Here is a 17,766-nt window from a genome sequence, read left to right on the forward strand (position 1 = left end):
GGTTTGGTAGGATGCAGGAAACATATTGGTTTAGGGGAGCTGCACTGAGGCTCCCTATTTTTTGTCCCCTTTATTGTCTCAAAGCCCTGTACCGCATGACGTTGAGTACCCTTGTCACCCGTTAAGCTGCTGGCCGTACTGGTCTCTACAGCGATGGTGGCGCTGCTAGGTCTCAACCAGCGGGGCGTGGGGGTGGTGGGTGAAATTCCGGCGGGGCTACCCCACCTGGTGGTGCCCATGGCCTCTCGCCAGGATGTCATGCAAATCTTGACGGCGGCGGTGGGCATTGCCATTGTCGGCTACTCCGACAATGTCTTGACAGGGCGAGCCCTGGTAGCCCATAACCACGACACCATTGATGCAAATCAAGAACTCTTGGCCCTCGGGGTTGCGAATCTAGGCGCAGGGCTATTCCAGGGCTTTCCAGTCAGCAGCAGCGCCAGTCGAACAGCCATCGGCGATACTCTAGGCAGCAAAAGTCAAGTGTATTCGCTGGTCGCCTTTGGGGTCGTCATCGGAGTGCTACTGTTTCTGCGGCCACTGCTGGCGCTGTTTCCCACAGCCGCCCTGGGGGCGTTAGTCATCTATGCGGCTACTAAGCTGGTAGACCTATCAGAATTTAAGCGCCTGCGGCGGTTTCGCCGAGGCGATTTTGTCCTGGCTATGGCGACCACCCTAGGGGTGTTGGCGACGGATTTGCTGATGGGGGTGGCGATCGCAGTGGGGCTCTCAGTGATTGAGCTGTTGGCTCGTATTGCCCGACCCCACGATGCAGTCATGGGCAGAGTGCCCGCCATTGCCGGACTTCATGATATAGCCGACTGGCCCGGAGCCACGACTATTCCCGGTCTGGTGATCTACCGTTACGACGCACCGCTGTTCTTCGCCAACGCGGTCGACTTCCAGCACCGAGCCCTGGCTGTGATTGAGGCGGAAACAACGCCGGTGGAGTGGTTGGTAATCAACACCGAGGCCATCGTCGAAATTGATATTACCGCGGCCGATATGCTGATCGAGCTAGCCAACCAGCTCCGCCAGAGAGGCATTACCCTGGCGCTAGCCCGAGTCAAACAAGACCTCTACATGCAGCTACAGCGGGTCGGCCTGGTGGAGCTCATTGGCCCAGAGCATATTTTCTTTATGCTGCCGAGTGCGATCGATGGCTTTCACCAGCGATCGCCGCACAACCCTGCATAGCGCTGCCCCCAGCGTTCTCTCAAAGCGCTGGGGGCCAAAGCGCTGGGAGCATGAGGGAGGATGAGAGTCCCGATCTAGGCCGCCACCAGCCCGCGGTGACGCAGCAGCGCCTGGGTACTGGGTTCGCGACCGCGGAAGGCTTTGAAGACTTCCATGGGATGCCGACTGCCACCTAGGGCGAGCACGGTGTCGCGGAAACGACGACCAGTCTGGGCGATCGCCGCCTCATTTTCCAGACCGGCCTCCTCGAAGGCCGCAAAGGCGTCGGCACTGAGCACCTCGGCCCAGAAATAGCTGTAGTAGCCGGCCGCATAGCCCCCGGCGAAGATGTGCGTAAAGGCACAGAGGAATGCATCTTCTGGCAGAGGCTTCAGCACAGAGGCCTGGATGGCAATGCGGCGGTTGACCTCAGCCACGGTTTCGCCACTGTCAGGACAATAGCGATGGTGCAGCTCAAGGTCGGTCCAGCCAAAGCGTACCTGACGCAGAATAGCGCTGCCGGTCATAAAGGTGCGAGCCGCCACAATCTTTTGGTACAGGTCTTCGGGCAGAGGTTCACCAGTACCCACATGGCGCGCCAGGGTCAGCAATGTATCGCGGTGATAGCACCAGTTCTCCATGAACTGACTCGGCAGCTCAACGGCGTCCCATTCTACGTTACTGATGCCTGCTGCCCCAGTGAAATCGACCCGGGTCAGCATATGCTGAAGGCCATGACCAAACTCATGGAAAAGGGTTTCTACATCGCGAAAGGTCATGAGGCTGGGTTTGCCATCGACCGGAGGAGCCTGATTGCAGACCAGGTAGGCCACCGGCAATCGTACTTGGCCATTGATTTTGCCCCGGTTAATACAGTCATCCATCCAGGCTCCACCCCGCTTCTCGGCAGGGCGACTGTAAGGGTCGAGGTAAAAGTGAGCAATCGGCTCCCCGCCGCCGTTAAGCACCTGAAAGTAGCGCACGTCTGCGTGCCATACCGGGGCTTCGCCGTCAGCGGGGGCAATGGTGACATCAAAGATGCGGTGGGCCAGGGCAAACAGGCCGTCGAGCACCTGCGGCAGCGGAAAGTAGGGCCGCAGTTCTTCGTCGTTGAGGCCGTACTTTTCTTCGCGAATGCGCTCGGCCCAAAAGGCGATATCCCAATGGGTCAGGCTATCGGCTTCGGCAGCACCTTTGGCCTTTGCAAAAGCCCGCAGCTCTTCTAGCTCCTTGAGAGCTGTGTCGTAACTGGCGCTGCGCAATTCGCCCATCAGTTTGTCGATGGCCTCCACCGAGGGGGCCATCTTGCGGGCCAGGCTGAGCTCGGCATAGGTGCTGTAGCCCAGCAGGTTAGCCATCTCGTGGCGCAGTTGCAAAATTTTCTCAATATTGGGGCCGTTGTCGAGGTCACCCTCGGAGGCTCGCGTGACAAAAGCCCGGTAAAGCTGTTCGCGCAGATCGCGGCGGCGACTGTGCTGCATGAAGGGTCCAAAGCTGGGGTAGTCGAGGGTAATGAGCCAGGGGCCAGACTCTGGTGTGGCCTGATCTTCTCCAGCGGCGCGGGCAAGCTGGGCCGCTAGGGCCAGTAAGCTGGGCGGCAAGCCGTTGATTTCGTCCGGGCTGGTGAGGGTGAGGCTAAAGGCTTTGGTAGCATCTAACACATTGTTTGAAAACCTGGTGGTGAGTTCAGCCAGAGCCTGCTGAATCTCGTTAAAGCGGTCTTTGGCCGCGCCTTCTAACCCCACCCCCGATAGCTCGGCCTCACGAATAGACGCTGCCACAATGCGCTGCTGGGCAGGCTCAAAGCTATCCCAGCTAGCGCTGGCTCGCAGTTGCTTGAAGGCTTCATAGATGGGCTTACTTTGGCCCAGACGGGTAGCAAACTGTACCAGCGCAGGCTGCACGGCCTCGTAGGCGGCTCGTAGCTCTGGGCTATTCTTCACCCCCATGAGGTGGCCGACAATCCCCCAGCTCCACCCCAAGCGCTCTTCAAGGTGGGTCAGCGGCTCTACCAACCCCTGCCAGGTGGGAGCAATTTCAACCTCTAGCCGCTCTAGGGCAATGGTGAGGTCATCAATCAGGGCGGCAATACCCGGTTCGATATGACCAGTCTCAATACTGTCGAATGGGGGCAGACCGTTTCCAATAAGGAGGGGGTTTTGAACGATGGTAGCTGTCATAGTCACACAATCAATCGAGATAGGAGGGTAGCAAAAACTAGAAACAGCCCAGAGCAGTAAAGCCCTAACACTGATGTTGAGAAACCGTAGCCTGAGACTGTGCGGCCCTAGGCGAAGTCATTATGAGTTTAACAAAGTGTATCTCAATCTGCCAGATGCCGCACCGTTAATGGATGAGCTGTCAATTACCATAGCCTTTATTTGAGAACTGATCCGCTCTTTGTGAAGCGGAGTGCAGTAGGCAGTGGCCAGGCGAATGGATAGGCGCGGTCACGTCCTCCTGCGGTTGAATCTGGCTGACATACTGCTGTGTTCAGTCGCCAGGAATAGAAACGGTGACAGCGGCGATCGCAATATACATATCGTCATTTTTATCGCCGAGTTCGGCAATAGCGCGTCCAGCCACTACCATGCCTCCTGCTTTGAGTACCAGGGTCTTTTGGCCGAAGGGAAGGACTGACAGCACCTCCTCCTGCCGCACCTGATCGGGAAAGGGCACGGCCACCTGTACCTCTACCAGCATTTCGTTGGGGTGACTCAGGCCGGCCACTTCCCACACGCCGGGGAGAGCATTGTGGGCGATCGCATTACGCACCGCCCGGGCCGCTGCTACGGTGGGCTCTTGGCCATGCTGGTCGACCCCCATGCCCATCTCTATGATCAGTCGCTTGTAGGCCACAGGTCGTATCCTTCCTTCAGACGCGGCAGTGGGGGGCAGGGTGGCGGTGACCCACCCTGCGGGATTGAGCTTAGCCTAGGGGGGCAGCCTGCAACGAGGGCTCTACGGCGCTGGCCAGCTGACGCAGCATGGCGGCGGTGGTGTCGAAGTCAACGCAGGCATCGGTAATGCTCTGGCCATAGGTGAGCTCGCGCAGATCGTTGGGAATAGACTGATTACCGGCCTTGAGGTGGCTCTCAATCATGATGCCGAGAATGTGGCGCGAGCCGCCACCCACCTGGGCGGCTACATCATCGAGCACGCTGACCTGACGATTGTGGTCTTTGTTGGCGTTGGCGTGGCTGCAATCGATCATCATGCGATGGTTGAGCTTGAGCTTGGCCATTTCCTCTGCCGCCTGGTTGACGTGGTCGGCGCTAAAGTTGGGGCCACCCTTGCCGCCCCGCAGCACCAGGTGCCCATCGGGGTTGCCTGTGGTGGTGACAATGCTGGCCAGGCCACTCTGGTTAATACCTAAAAAGTGGTGGGGGCGGCTGGCGGCAACCATAGCATTCATCGCTGCTTGTAGGCTGCCATCGGTGCTGTTTTTAAAGCCAATGGGCATCGAGAGGCCCGAGGCCATTTCGCGGTGGGTTTGGCTTTCGGTGGTGCGGGCCCCGATCGCTGTCCAGGCAATCAGGTCAGCAATGTACTGGGGAGTGACGGGGTCGAGCAGCTCGGTGGCGGCGGGTAGCCCCAGGTGAGCCAGGTCGAGCAACAGCTTGCGGGCCAGGCGCAGGCCGGTGTTGATGTCGTAGCTGCCGTCGAGGTGGGGGTCGTTGATCAGGCCCTTCCAGCCGACGTTGGTGCGGGGCTTCTCAAAGTAGACCCGCATAATAATTTCGAGCTGCCCCGAGAGCTCGTGGCGCAGGTTGACCAGCTTTTGGCCATACTCGTAGGCAGCGTCGATGTCGTGGACCGAGCAGGGGCCGACGATCACCAGCAGGCGGCGGTCTTCGTTATAGAGAATATGGCGAATGCGATCGCGTGCCTCGGCCACCAACGTAGCGGCCTCTGCCGATAGCGGAAACTCGTGGTGCAGCAGCGCCGGACTGACCAGAGGACGAGTCTCAACAACGTGCAAATCTTGGGTTTTCTGCATTGAAATTGGGCCTATTGCCGATTAACGTCAGCTCCGCCATGGAGCACTGCCTTCAAAATGGTAGCGTATCCTACGCTGGTGCTCGCCAACGCAAAGGCTGCTAGCTGAACAGCTCCGCTGGAACATTGGCCGGGATATGGGCGATCTGCCCTAGGGCTGGCAGCATTTCAATCTCAGCGTCGTTGTAGAGCACCATCGTAGTTGAGGGGTTTTCTTCGAAGCCAATGCGCTGGTAAAACCCCTGCTGACGGGTGGTCATCAAATACACTCGCTCCACCCGGCTCATGTGGGGGTGCGTCACTAGGGTTTCCACCAGTTTGCGGCCCAGCCCGCCCCCCTGGTAGTCGGGAGAAATCACCACATCCCAAATGGTGGCGCGAAATACGCCATCGGAGGTGGCGCGGGCAAAGCCAATCAGGTGCTCGCCATCCCAGGCGGTGACCACCGGAAAGCTGTTAGAAATGGCGATCGCCATCTGCTCGCGGGTGCGTTCTCGCGCCCAAAATGCCGCTGTTTGAAACAAACCGACCAGCTGATCTAAATCAGCCATCGAAAATCGATCGGTGTACTGAAATTGAATAGCACTGCAATCCATCGACGACCTAGTCACTCCCCAATCAGGGCTAACGGTTAAGTGAAAGTAGCTTAATCGCAACAACCCAGGCGGTTCTATCGCTGATTTAGCGAGGAACCAACCTCCCGAAATAGACGATTTACAGCCGTAATAACGCTCTACCGGATGCCGGATTTTGCGGAGCAGAGTCGAGGGTGCGCCCAGCGCCGTGCTCTACAGACAGAATAAACAGTTTTTTAGGATAGTGGTATACCAAAACCCGAATTCCCTTGACAATGCTAAAGAACCCTGACAACTGTATACAAGGCTGCCCGGGGCTTGACTGTCTGGATGCGGCGTCATGCTCAGGCTGGAGTCCGCTGCTGGCGAAATTTCCACACAGCGCTAGAAACCAAATTGGTGACCCCATGGGCCACGATCGGCACCAGCAGGTTGCCCGTCAAGACCGCCCCAATGGCCAACACCAGGCCGATGGCCGTTGCCCACAGCATATAGGTCCACTGCTGTAACCCGCTGAGGTGCATGACCCCAAAACTCGCTGCCGATACCGCAATTCCGAGCCAGTTGAGGCCAATGGCCGGCAGCATGACCCCCCGAAATAGCAGCTCTTCGCTCAGGCCGGGTAGCACCCCGAGCCAAATCAGGTCGGGCCAATATAATGGCTGCAAGACCATCGTCAAATAGATATCAGCGCTTTGGCGGTAGTCTGGCCAGAGCTGGTACACAATGGCGCTGGCCAGGCTAATGGCCAACCCGAGCCCCAGCCCCAGTAAGCCATCGGTGGGTGATAGCTGAATTGCCATCAGCTTGGTCGGCTCAAAATGGAGCCAGGCTTTAGCAATCAGCAACAGGATTACTGCCGTCACCCCCATGGACACCAACACCTGCATACGGGTCAGAGGCTCAAGCTGAGGATCGTGGCTGGGAGGGGGCTGAGTCACAAAAAAACAAACCGCGCAGGGGGCATTGTCATACTATCTAAGTCTGCCTGCCATTCAAATCAGCAGGCATCGGGCAGGAGGTTGAGGTCGATTGTCTATTAACTGTCGTAAACGCCCAGCGTATCAGATCGGGCTAGGGCCTAAAAAAAGTCGCCAAAACTGCGACGGTAGGTATATTAGAGGCTGATTAACCCAACACCTGGGTCAAGGGTAGCTGCCGGGGCCTGAGCCGTGGCGGGTTTACCTGCAGCAGAGCAGCCTGGGTCGATGTTCTTCACGACTTAATCCATGTTTAGCACAGCTCAAATTCCCAACTTTCCCGAGTGCGATCATCGGTTGGTGCAATCGCTCCACCATTTGAGCGATCGCGAACTCGTTCACCTGTTTCAACGCCACGGCGACGCAGGGCGCTACTTCACGGCCATTTTCTGCCGCTATAGTCCCGTGGTATATAGCTTGATTCGTCACTCAGCGCGATCGCCAGTGCAGGCCGAGTATTTGTTTGCCCTCACCTGGCGGCATATTCTCCACGAACTAGGCGGGGTAGATTGCCCTGAGGCCGTGGCGGAAGAGGGGCCGGGGGTGTTTACGCTGCAAAACTGGTTGATCAATATCACCGCCCTCTGCATTAACCAAGCGATGGTGCCCGAGGTCGAAGCCATTCACTATTCCCTCGATCAGGCGACGCCCCCCTTCTGGTGCTATGTCGAGCAGGCCCTCGATCGACTGCCCCCGATCGAGCGGTTAGTGACGGTGATGGCGCTCACTTTCCGCTGGAGCGACAATCGCATTGCAGCTTACCTGCAGGCCGAGGGTGAATCTCTAAAGGCTTCGGATGTACGTCAGGCCCTGGAGAGCTCTTTTCAGCACCTAGAGGCCGCGTTGCCCGAAGATATTCTCGAAATTTATTTGGCTGGTGGCTCACTCCGCCCCCAACCCCTGCCCGACGATCTCGACGATTTACTGCAGGTTCCTGATCTGGAGGGGGCCGCGCCGATGACAGCCAGTCATGTGGCGGGCGCTACGGGGCCGCATGACAGCGAATGGGCTAACTAACGGGTGCTCACCGATAGGAACGATAGTTGGGGAGGGGCCATGGAGATGAAACGCATTTATAAACTGGGGCTAGGCACATTGGCTCTATTGCTGATCATGGGATCGACGGCGTCTGCCGCCAGCCTAGAAGAGCAGCTAGATTTGCGCCCCCAGGAGGCCACTCGTGGTCAGTCCCGGGATGTGGCCGACGGGTGGATGAGCCTGGGCAATGAACAGCTCGCCGAGGGCAATCTTACCGAGGCCATCGACTCCTGGACGGAGGCGGCTGAAATTTATCGGTTGCTGGGGGATGGCCAATCGGCAGGGCTCGCCTACGGGTCGATGGGAGCCGCCTTTGCTAACCTGGGCCGCTATCCAGAAGCGGAGCGTGCCTTTGTGCTGCGAGTGGGAACGGCGCGGGATAATGACGATGCCCTGGGGCAGGTCTATGGCCTCAACAACCTTGGAAACCTCTACGTCAACCGAGGGCGGTTATTGGAAGGGCAAACCTATTTTGAAGAGGCGCTGCAAATAGCCCGGGCTACCGGCGACTCTCGGGCCATTGGGGTTTCGCTCAGTAATCTTGGCCAGGTCGCCACTCAGCGCGGTGATTTAGATGCCGCCGTACAGCTGCTGGAGGCCGCCACCAACTATCGAATTTTGGCCAGTGACTATGTGGGTGAGGCCCACTCGTCGAATAGTTTGGGCGATGTCTATGTGGCCCTCGGGCGCAGCTCCAATGCGATTGGAGCCTATCGCGTAGCGTTGCGCTCTGGCCGGGAGGCAGGCGATCGCGGCCTCCAGATTCGGGCCCTCGATGGCCTGCTGGGCATCTACTTTGAGCGGGAAGACCTGGCACCGATAAGCGATTATCTCAATCAGCGCGCTGCCTTAACCCTCGATGCAGGCGACCTGCAAACCGCCCTCACCTACCGCTGGCTAGGCGACTATTATCTGCTACTCGAGAATCCTGAGCTCGCCAGCCGGGCCTTTACCCAGGGATCAGCCCTGGCCCGCCGCCTCAATCAAAAGTCCCTTGAGGCAGAGTTGACTAATCGATTGCTCGATCTCTAAGCGCACCAAGTCTAGCTATCAACCCTACTGACCCCTTAGGAGTGAACTTCGGCGTACTGCTCCAATAGAGTCGTCGATTCGGTCGTGCCGTTGAGGCTGACTTGCGGTATTGGGTTGCGCGCTTTGATCAGATCAATAGCCCGGGTCACACTCTCGGGTAAAATCACCACCAGGCCGTCGTCGGGGGCACTGTCTAAGGTTGTGTTGATGGCCTCGGTTTCGTCGAGCATAGTCTGGTAAGCCGTGGCCGAACCCGTCCCCTCTTCAATGCCGTGCACAATCCACTTGGCGGCATCGCCCCGGGGGCGACCGCGGGTATCGTCGTCTTCTTTAACCACAATCTCATCGAACATCTGGGCCGCCAGTTTGCCCAGGGTAATCAGGTCTTCGTCGCGGCGATCGCCAGGCCCGCCGACCACGCCGATGCGACGTCCTGGCCAGTTTTTCACAAACCCGCCTAGGGCCTCGTAGCTAGCGGGGTTGTGGGCATAGTCAACCAGGGCATGAAAGCGTCCTAGATTAAATAGGTTCATGCGACCGGGGGTCTGGTCGGTGGAGGCCACAAAGGTATGCAGCGCCTGACGAATGTAGCTGATATCGACCCCCTGGGCAAAGGCCGCCAGGCTCGCCGCCAGGGCGTTGGCAATTTGGAAAGGGGCCAAGCCGCCCATGGTCAGGGGCACTTTCTCAGCTTGCTCAATCCGCAGTAGCCAGTCGCCCTTCAAAATCGACAGATAACCCTGCTCGTAGATGGCGGCCAGGCCCCCCTGCTGGGCATGGCGGCGCACCAGCTCGTTGTGGGGATCCATGGAAAAATAAGCCACCTGACTCTTCACCCGCTGGGCCATGGCGGCCACCAGCGGGTCATCGGCATTGAGCACCGCATAGCCGCTGGGGCGAACGGTTTCGGCCACCACACTCTTGAGGTGGGCCATATCTTCGAGGGTTTCGATGTCGCCTAGGCCCATGTGGTCGGCGGCGACGTTGAGCACCACCCCAAGGTCGCAGTCTTTAAACGCCAGACCCGATCGCAAAATGCCGCCCCGAGCGGTTTCGAGCACCGCCACCTCAACGGTGGGATCCTGGAGAATCACCTGGGCGCTCTGGGGGCCAGTGGTATCGCCGGGCTCCACCATGTTGTTGCCGATATAAATACCGTCGGTGGTAGTGTAGCCGACCATTTGCCCGGTTTGCCTAAAGATATGGGCAATTAGTCGGGTGGTGGTGGTTTTGCCGTTGGTGCCGGTAATTGCAACCACTGGCATGCGAGCCGGTTGCCCCGGCGGAAACAGCATGGCCAGAATCGGTTCAGCCACGTTGCGAGCAATGCCGACACTGGGGCAGACGTGCATGCGCAAACCAGGGGCCGCATTGACTTCTACAATCACTCCATCTACTTCGCGCAGGGGCTTGGAGATGTCGGTGGTGACCACATCGATGCCAGCGATGTCGAGGCCAATGGTTTTGGCAATGCGCTGGGCCACCCAGACGTTATCGGGGTGAATGTCGTCGGTGCGATCGATGGCAATGCCGCCAGTGCTGAGGTTGGCGGTAGCGCGCAGGTAGCAGATTTCGTCTTTGGGCAGCACTGTTTCGAGGGTATAGCCCCTGCGTTCGAGCAATTGCCAGGTCGTGCGATCGACCTCAATACGAGTGAGCAAATTGTCGTGGCCCACGCCCCGGCGCGGATCTTGATTAGTCGTCTCGATCAGTTGTTCGATGGTGGACTTGCCGTCCCCCACGACGTGAGCTGGCACCCGCTCGGCCACCGCAATCACGCGGCCATTGATCACCAGCACCCGGTGATCTCGGCCCCGATAGAAGCGCTCGATAATGACACCCTTAGATACCTCCTTGGCGACTTCGTAGGCATCTTCGGCGGCTTTGTAGGTGTCGATATCAATGGTGATGCCGCGCCCGTGATTACCATCCAAGGGCTTAACCACGATGGGGAAGCCGCCGACATCCTCAATCGCATTTTCGAGCTCATCTAGGTAGTAGATCACCGTGCCCCGAGGCACCGGCACCCCGGCATTGCGCAGAATTTGCTTGGTGCCCTCTTTGTCGGAGGCCAGCTCTACCGCCAAAATGCTAGTTTTACTGCTCAGCGTGGCCTGTACCCGCTGCTGGTAGCGCCCATAGCCGAGCTGAATCATCGCCCGGGTAGAGAGCTGCATCCAGGGAATATCCTGGGTTTCGGCGGCGCGGACAATAGCCTCGGTACTGGGCCCCAGGGCGGCGTCGAGGCGAAATTCCGTCAGATCGACAATGTCCTGGTCGAGTTCTTCTTTGGGGTACTGCCCCGTTTCGACTAGGCTACTGCACAGCCGCACGGCTGCCCGCGCCGCGTAGCGCCCAGCCTGTTCGTTTTGATACTCAAACACAACTTGGTAGACCCCGGCATCGGCCGCGCTGCGGGTACGCCCAAACCCGACTGGCATACCCGCCATGGTCTGGAGCTCCAGGGCAACGTGCTCAATGATGTGGCCCATGTAGGTGCCCTGACGCACCCGGCTGAGGAAGCCGCCGCGATGCCCAGGAGAGCAAAAGTGTTCAATCAAACTGGGTAGGGTTTCGACCAGCGCTTCGTAGAAGCCAGGAATTTGATCTGAGGGGCGATCGGCCAGGTCTTCAAGGTCTAACCGCATTAAAACCAGGTTGGGGTAGCGGATACTCCAGTAGTTGGGCCCTCGTAGAGTCTGGGTCTTAAGAATTCGCATGGGCTGTAGAGACTTACCAGTTGTGAAACAATGTCGGCTTGCGGTCTATGCAGAAGGCAGCGGTACCTGTTTGACGACCGACACCGAGACAGCTCGGTGGGTGGCTCCCAGGGTAGACAACTGAGTGCCGGGGCTAAATGCCGCTACACCCTCTGACCCGCTAAGCTCAGTTTATGGGGCACTTGAGACGGTTTTAACCGGGGTACTCAGGTTTGTGATGAAATCTGGATAATTGCCAGAACGATACGGCTCTAATGGTAGCCCCCAACTGAGCAATGCAGGCAGTATACCCCTAGGTCAAGGCGGAGGATAGTATCGGTTGAGCGGTTTGTCTGATGGCCTCTGGGATTGGAGGCTGGGGTTGGGAGCGCTCTCTACTGAGTCAGCGCTCGGATAAAGCCCTGGAGTTCGCTCAAGAAACCGCCGCGTCTGCTCTTGGGGGATGGACTATCAGAGTCACCATTGGGGGTGGTTTCGCCCAGCAAAATGCGATCGAGGGCTTCTCCAGAGGGCTTTTGGGGCAGCTCGGCCAACAGTTGGTAACCGCTGTCGGTCTCCTGCCAGACCTGCCAGGGGTGGGGATAACTGCGCAGCACCACGGCTCCACTGAGGGGGCGCAGGTAGTACGCCGACTCTAGAGTGCTGAGAAAGCGATCGCGCAGTTGCCGCCCGGCATAGCCAATGCCAATGGTGGCCACGTCTTCGAGCTTGGGGTTGAGCATGATCACAAAGGCGTCCCCAGCCTGGGTGCACATCTCCTCCACCTGGTTGACCTCAATCGAGGACGGTTCGACAAACAGGTAGGCCTGGTCACCGGCCTCCATCTCGCTGTGGAGTTCGCCGATGCCGCGTACCACAAAGTCAGGGTTGCCCCAGTCGCGGCGCGCCAGGGCGGCGGCCCCGGCATCGGGGAAGTAGATTTTGAAGGTGAGGCCTAGCTCTTGCAGCACCGGGTAAAACTGCTCAGCTACGGGCAGACCCTTGAGCTCGGAATAGACCAGTTCCACCATCATCCGGGGCACGCCGGCCTGAATAGCGGCCTGGGTGGCCACCCGGGCTTGGGCAATCGCCGCCTCCAGGCTCTCTGGTACGGCAGTCACAGCAGAATCCATAGCACCTCCATAGCAAACGTCTATACGGTCGAAAGGGTGAGGGGAGACAGGGCGCGGTGGAGCACCTGACGCAGCACCATGGCCGTCCAGTCGATGTCGGCGGCGGTGGTCTGTTGTCCTAGGGTGAGGCGAATGCCGCAGCGGGCGGCGCGATCGCCATAACCCATCGCCATGAGCACCGGGCTCGGGCTGAGCTGGCCGCTGTGGCAGGCAGAACCCGCACTGATGCCAATGCCCGCCAGGTTCATCTCGCGCACCAGGGTGCGGCCATTGACCCGATCGCCATCGGCAGCGGTGAGGCAAAAGCTGACGTGGTGGGGCAGGCGATCGCCGCGATCGCCCGTGGGCTCTAGCCCCGGTACACCGGCCAGTTGGTCAAACAGGCGATCGCGCAGAGCGATTAAACGCAGGGTTTCGGCGGGCATGTCGTCCGCAGCTAGCTCGGCGGCAGCCCCAAACCCGGCCAGTGCTGGCAGGGCCTGGGTGCCCGAGCGCAGCTCAAACTCCTGACCACCGCCTCTCAGCAGCGGCGACAGCTCCGTCTGGGGGCGTACGTACAGGGCACCGGCCCCCTGGGGGCCGTAGATTTTGTGGCTGGAGATCGACAGCAAATCGACCGGTAGAGCTTGGACATCGATCGGAATCCGCCCCGCCACCTGTACCGCATCGGTGTGAAACAGGGCGCCGTGGTCGCGGGCTATCTGTCCCAACGCCTCAATTGGTTGCAGGGTACCCACCTCGCTTTGGCCATAGATGATCGAAACCAGGACGGTGTTATCTTGCAGGGCCTGACGCAAGGCCATCGGGCTGACCTGACCCTGGCGATTCACCGGCAACCGGGTCACCTGCCAACCGACGGACTCTAAATGTTGCGCCGGTTTTTCGATCGCCGAATGCTCCACCGCCGAGATGATCAAATGCTGGGGTACTCGGTAGCGCTGGGCCACACCCATGAGAGCCAGGTTGTCGGCCTCGGTGCCCCCGGCGGTAAACACCACGGCATCCAGCGGAGCGTTGAGTAGAGCGGCCACCTGCGATCGCGATCGCTCCAGCACCGTAGCCGCCCGGTTGCCCCACTGGTGCAAGCTAGAGGGGTTGCCCCACTGGGCCCCCATGACCGCAGTCATCGCGGCGATCGCCTCCGGGCGGGGAGGGGTGGTGGCGCTGTAGTCCAGATAAATTTGCATGGTTGGCGTCGGCGAAAAAACAGCGCGCCCCGATGGCACAACCCTCATCCTAGCAGGGAGCGCTATGCCAGCTAACCGATGTCAATCAAGTCTCTGCAACCGCAGTATAGATATGGAGCGGGGGCAGCAAAATTGAGGCTTTATTCTCCCCAAGCACCCCCGCTGCCTGTTCGGGGTTGCCCTGGGCTAGGGGCACCGTAGCCGCCACTTCGGCCACTTGGTCTTTCCCGGTCTGGTGAAGGGCCGTCAACCAAGTCCAGCCGCAGTCAACCAGCCGCTCGACATCGACTCCCCCATAGGCCGGCTCAAAGCTGCGCAGGCGGTTGACTCCTTCACCCAACAGAATGCAGGCTCCCTGCCAGTTGTGGTTGCCCAGGTGATAGAGCCCTACGGCAATCTGCAAAATACCCTGGTAAAACGCCTTATCAGCGGTATTGGCCTCCATCCAAATGGCTTCGAGCACGTCATGGCAGGCGTAGTAGTCGCCCCGATTAAACAGGGCAATACCTTCTTCTAGTCGGGAATCAACACTTTCGGCAGGCATAGTCAATAGCCATGGCAAAGATAGAACTGGCCCAATGGAATAGTTCCATCCTAGGGCAGAGGTGTTATCCTCCACTGTGAGTGTGAGGTGTGAGGAAACTTAATATGGTTAGTACTCCAGTCAGGCCAGTGGGCATCGCCCCTGTTAGCCAATCGGCCAGTGGCAATGACACCGTTGTTGAATCATCGCTGCAGGGATTGGGAAGAGTACATCTTCCCGCTGGCCCGCTGTTTGGTACCGATGGCATTCGCGGCAGGGCAGGAGATTTGCTGACCGCTCCCCTGGCCATGGAAATTGGCTACTATGCCGGGCTGGTCATGCAGGCCCAGGGCCAAGCCGACGGCCCCATTATCCTCGGGCAGGACTCTCGCACCTCAGGGCATATGTTGGCTCATGCCCTCTCCGCCGGGCTCACCTCCGCCGGGCTGGATGTGTGGCATGTGGGGCTCTGCCCCACCCCCACCGTGGCCTACCTGGCAGAATCGTGCCAGGCCACTGGCGGCATTATGATTTCGGCGAGTCATAACCCCCCCGCCGACAACGGCATCAAGTTCTTTGGTGGCGACGGCACCAAGCTGGCCAGCGGAGTGCAGACTGAGATTGAATCGGCTCTGCGCAGTCAGGGTACTGCGGCCACGGCACTACAAGCCTGGGGTCAGTGCTACTACCGGCCAGAATTGGTGAATCGCTATGCCAGCTTTCTGCACGAACCACTGCTGCCCGGCCTCGATCTAGCGGGCATGAAGGTGGTGCTAGACATGGCCTGGGGCTCAGCTACCCGTCTGGCTGAGCAGGTATTTCTGGAGGCCGGAGCCGAGGTGATTGCCCTGCATGGTGTCCCCGACGGCGATCGCATCAATGTCAACTGCGGCTCGACCCACCTGGAGCCGATCAAAGCCGCGATCCAGGCCCACGGTGCCGACCTGGGCTTTGCCTTTGACGGCGACGCCGACCGGGTGATGGCGGTCGATGCCCAGGGTCGCGTCGTCGATGGCGACTATATTCTTTATTTATGGGGCCAGCGCTTGCAGGAGCAGGGGCGCCTACCCAAGCAAACCGTAATCTCTACGGTGATGGCCAACCTAGGTTTTGAGCGGGCCTGGGAAAAACTGGGTGGTACCCTGGTGCGCACTAAAGTAGGCGATCAGCATGTCTTTAGTGAAATGGTCAGCCGTGGGGCCATGCTGGGCGGCGAACAGTCGGGCCACATTCTCTGTCACCACTACAGTCTCACGGGCGACGGCATTCTCACCGCTCTGCACCTGGCGACCCTGGTGCAAAGCCTGGGTGGGTCGCTGGCCGCCCTGGTGGATGCCAGCTTTCAGACCTATCCCCAGAAGCTCCAGAACGTGAAGGTAATCGATCGCGATCGCCGCCTCCACTGGCAAGACTGTGCTCCTGTGTGCCAGGCCGTCGAAGCTGCTGAGCAAGCGATGGGCGATGAAGGTCGGGTGCTGGTGCGCCCCTCGGGCACTGAGCCGGTGATTCGCGTCATGGTCGAAGCCATTGACGCGGGCCTGGTCGATCACTGGACTCAGCATATCGTGCAGGCGGTTACTCAACATCTGGCGGTGTAGCTAACCAGAACCCAGGGTTTTGCCAAAACCCTGGGTTTTATAAATAAAGAACGCCATGCCCCTCCCCGTCGCCATCCCTTAGACTTAAGAGGGCAATGGTTGTGATCAAACTCAGGGAGTTGCGATCGCTATGGTAGCAGTGCTCGATAAGTCCCCCCTGTCCTTTGACGAATTCGTGGATTGGTATCCAGAGAATTCAGAGTATCGCTATGAGCTAAGACGGGGGGTGGTGGTTGAAATGCCCAAGCCGAAAGGAAAGCATTCTCGGCTGGCGGGCGACCTGGCCTTTGAGCTGGGCGCAAGCATTCGACATCAGAGTCTGCCCTATTTCATTCCCAAAGAATGTGTGATTAAACTCTCTAACGAGACGGGGTACGAGCCAGATATTATCGTTCTCGATGAAACGACTCTAGGTAACGAACCTCGCTGGGAGCGAGAATCGGTGCTCACCCGGAGTCAGTCTATCCGGCTGGCGGTAGAAGTGGTTTCCACCAACTGGCGCGATGATTACCTGGTCAAGCTAGCCGACTATGAGGCCTTTGGCATTCAAGAGTATTGGATCGTTGACTATTTGGGCCTCGGTGGGCGGCGCTATATCGGTTCGCCCAAGCAACCAACCTTCACCGTGTGTAATCTGGTGGATGGTGAGTATGAGCTTCAGCAGTTTCGAGGCGGCGATCGGATCATTTCGCCTCTGTTCTCTGAGTTGTCTTTGACCGTCGATCAGGCCTTTAATTTCAGGTGAGCAATGTAGTCTTGATCGACTGCGTCAGCCCTGGGACAGAACAGCTAAAAAATCGGCCTAGCGACAGCGCTGGGTCATACGACCACGGCCATCATAGGGGCAGCTCGGCACTTCACATAGTTCCGGCTGCCCCTTAGCTTTGGAGTCTGGGATTAATGGTGACGAGCTTTTTGAGTCTGGGCTTAGTGCTGGTGCTGATGGTAATTTTTGGTCTGGCCCAGTGGTGGCAGATCCCGGTAGGCACCTTTACCGACTGGTTGGTGGGTCTGGTCAGCTTTGGCTGGCTGCTAACCCTGACCACCGTGCCCTGGAACATTTACTTTGAGGCCAAAGGTGCCCTCAACGAAGCCGCCCTCTCCATCGAGAACGGCATCGCAGTGGACGATCGCCAGGTGGGCTACGTGCGATCGCTGGCCTACTGGTCCCTGCGCCTCGTCCTGTCTCTACACCTGGCCACTGCCTTGGGGCTCTATCTCCTCGCCAGCCTGGGCATCAGCCAGCTGGGCTATTGGGGCTCTGCCGCCGCCCTGCTGCTCAGTGGTCTGCGCCCCGCCATTCGCGCCTATCAGTATTTTGCTACCCGCATCGCCACCATTCAGCAGCAGTTTAAGTATCCCCGCGAAGACGTGGTCTGGCTGCGCGATCGCCTCACCCAGGCCGAAACCCAGATCGAGCGTCTCAGTACCCAACTGGATACGGACGACCCCGCCTCCTGGGCCGCCACCGAGCAGCGCCAGCGGCAGGCCCTGCGGCAGGACCTCACGGTTCTCGCTACGGAAGTGACAACACTAAACGCCACCAACCAGGCCGAGCACCAGCGGTTGGCATTGGAAGGACGGCAGGCGATCGCCCAACTCAGCGCCGACGGCCAGTTTTTAGAGCATGTGAGGGAGATCATTCGCTTCTTCAAAGCTGCCTAGATGAGGCACACAATATACCTCTAGAGCACCGGTACTGGACAGTGGGAAGTTCTCTGTCCAGTGACGAGCCGCCAAGAAAAACGGACATGGGTTAAGTCAAACGACCCGTCATGCCCGAAACTGGCTGATATAGAACGTTTCAGCCAGCAATATTATGGAGC

The 17,766-nt window shown here is 58.9% G+C and carries 15 protein-coding genes; 6 read left to right on the plus strand and 9 right to left on the minus strand.

The genetic code is table 11. From position 1 onward, the window contains the following. Positions 1–111: 111 nt before the first annotated feature. Positions 112–1,197, plus strand: coding sequence for a SulP family inorganic anion transporter (locus IQ254_RS22375; RefSeq protein ID WP_193968371.1), 1,086 nt, complete (start codon positions 112–114; stop codon positions 1,195–1,197). Positions 1,198–1,271: 74 nt separating this feature from the next. Here IQ254_RS22375 and IQ254_RS22380 read toward each other — a convergent pair whose 3' ends face one another. From IQ254_RS22380 to IQ254_RS22400, 5 genes are all read right to left on the minus strand, one after another. Beyond that, on the minus strand, positions 1,272–3,356 hold the full coding sequence (locus tag IQ254_RS22380; RefSeq protein ID WP_228040993.1) for a M3 family metallopeptidase: 2,085 nt from the start codon (positions 3,354–3,356) through the stop codon (positions 1,272–1,274). 313 nt (positions 3,357–3,669) lie between these two features. Next, entirely contained in the window at positions 3,670–4,035 is a 366-nt protein-coding gene (locus IQ254_RS22385) for a Lin0512 family protein (protein WP_193968373.1), read from the minus strand. 70 nt (positions 4,036–4,105) lie between these two features. Beyond that, positions 4,106–5,176, minus strand: coding sequence for a 3-deoxy-7-phosphoheptulonate synthase (locus IQ254_RS22390; RefSeq protein ID WP_193968374.1), 1,071 nt, complete (start codon positions 5,174–5,176; stop codon positions 4,106–4,108). A gap of 100 nt (positions 5,177–5,276) precedes the next feature. Beyond that, positions 5,277–5,771, minus strand: coding sequence for a GNAT family N-acetyltransferase (locus IQ254_RS22395; RefSeq protein ID WP_193968383.1), 495 nt, complete (start codon positions 5,769–5,771; stop codon positions 5,277–5,279). A gap of 323 nt (positions 5,772–6,094) precedes the next feature. Further along, entirely contained in the window at positions 6,095–6,691 is a 597-nt protein-coding gene (locus IQ254_RS22400) for a CPBP family intramembrane glutamic endopeptidase (protein ID WP_313887536.1), read from the minus strand. Between the two features lie 288 nt (positions 6,692–6,979). On the opposite strand from IQ254_RS22400, the gene IQ254_RS22405 reads away from it, so the two are divergent. Both IQ254_RS22405 and IQ254_RS22410 read left to right on the plus strand, forming a co-directional pair. Next, positions 6,980–7,747, plus strand: a complete 768-nt coding sequence (locus IQ254_RS22405; protein ID WP_228040994.1) for an RNA polymerase sigma factor — start codon at positions 6,980–6,982, stop codon at positions 7,745–7,747. 45 nt (positions 7,748–7,792) lie between these two features. Then, the gene (locus tag IQ254_RS22410; protein ID WP_193968375.1) at positions 7,793–8,800 is read left to right on the plus strand and encodes a tetratricopeptide repeat protein; all 1,008 of its coding nucleotides are present in this window, start codon (positions 7,793–7,795) and stop codon (positions 8,798–8,800) included. Between the two features lie 35 nt (positions 8,801–8,835). Here the strand turns inward: IQ254_RS22410 and cphA are convergent, their stop codons facing one another. The 4 genes from cphA to IQ254_RS22430 all read right to left on the minus strand — a co-directional run bounded on the left by cphA (position 8,836) and on the right by IQ254_RS22430 (position 14,363). Further along, positions 8,836–11,520, minus strand: a complete 2,685-nt coding sequence (gene cphA, locus IQ254_RS22415) for a cyanophycin synthetase (protein WP_193968376.1) — start codon at positions 11,518–11,520, stop codon at positions 8,836–8,838. A 374-nt stretch (positions 11,521–11,894) separates the two neighbouring features. Next, positions 11,895–12,632 (minus strand): DUF1995 family protein, encoded by a 738-nt coding sequence (locus IQ254_RS22420; protein WP_193968377.1) that lies wholly within the window; start codon positions 12,630–12,632, stop codon positions 11,895–11,897. Positions 12,633–12,652: 20 nt separating this feature from the next. Further along, positions 12,653–13,819: a cysteine desulfurase family protein gene (locus IQ254_RS22425; RefSeq protein ID WP_193968378.1), complete on the minus strand. Its 1,167-nt coding sequence runs from the start codon at positions 13,817–13,819 to the stop codon at positions 12,653–12,655. Between the two features lie 85 nt (positions 13,820–13,904). Beyond that, the gene (locus IQ254_RS22430; protein ID WP_193968379.1) at positions 13,905–14,363 is read right to left on the minus strand and encodes a DUF309 domain-containing protein; all 459 of its coding nucleotides are present in this window, start codon (positions 14,361–14,363) and stop codon (positions 13,905–13,907) included. Positions 14,364–14,467: 104 nt separating this feature from the next. On the opposite strand from IQ254_RS22430, the gene glmM reads away from it, so the two are divergent. The 3 genes from glmM (at position 14,468) to IQ254_RS22445 (ending at position 17,605) form a co-directional block, all read left to right on the plus strand. Then, entirely contained in the window at positions 14,468–15,940 is a 1,473-nt protein-coding gene (gene glmM / locus IQ254_RS22435) for a phosphoglucosamine mutase (protein WP_193968380.1), read from the plus strand. Positions 15,941–16,070: 130 nt separating this feature from the next. Beyond that, positions 16,071–16,685, plus strand: a complete 615-nt coding sequence (locus IQ254_RS22440; RefSeq protein WP_193968381.1) for a Uma2 family endonuclease — start codon at positions 16,071–16,073, stop codon at positions 16,683–16,685. Between the two features lie 155 nt (positions 16,686–16,840). After that, positions 16,841–17,605, plus strand: a complete 765-nt coding sequence (locus IQ254_RS22445) for a hypothetical protein (RefSeq protein WP_193968382.1) — start codon at positions 16,841–16,843, stop codon at positions 17,603–17,605. The last annotated feature ends 161 nt before the right edge of the window (positions 17,606–17,766 follow it).

Source organism: Nodosilinea sp. LEGE 07088 (assembly GCF_015207395.1).
In the GTDB taxonomy this organism is placed as follows: Bacteria; Cyanobacteriota; Cyanobacteriia; order Phormidesmidales; family Phormidesmidaceae; genus Nodosilinea.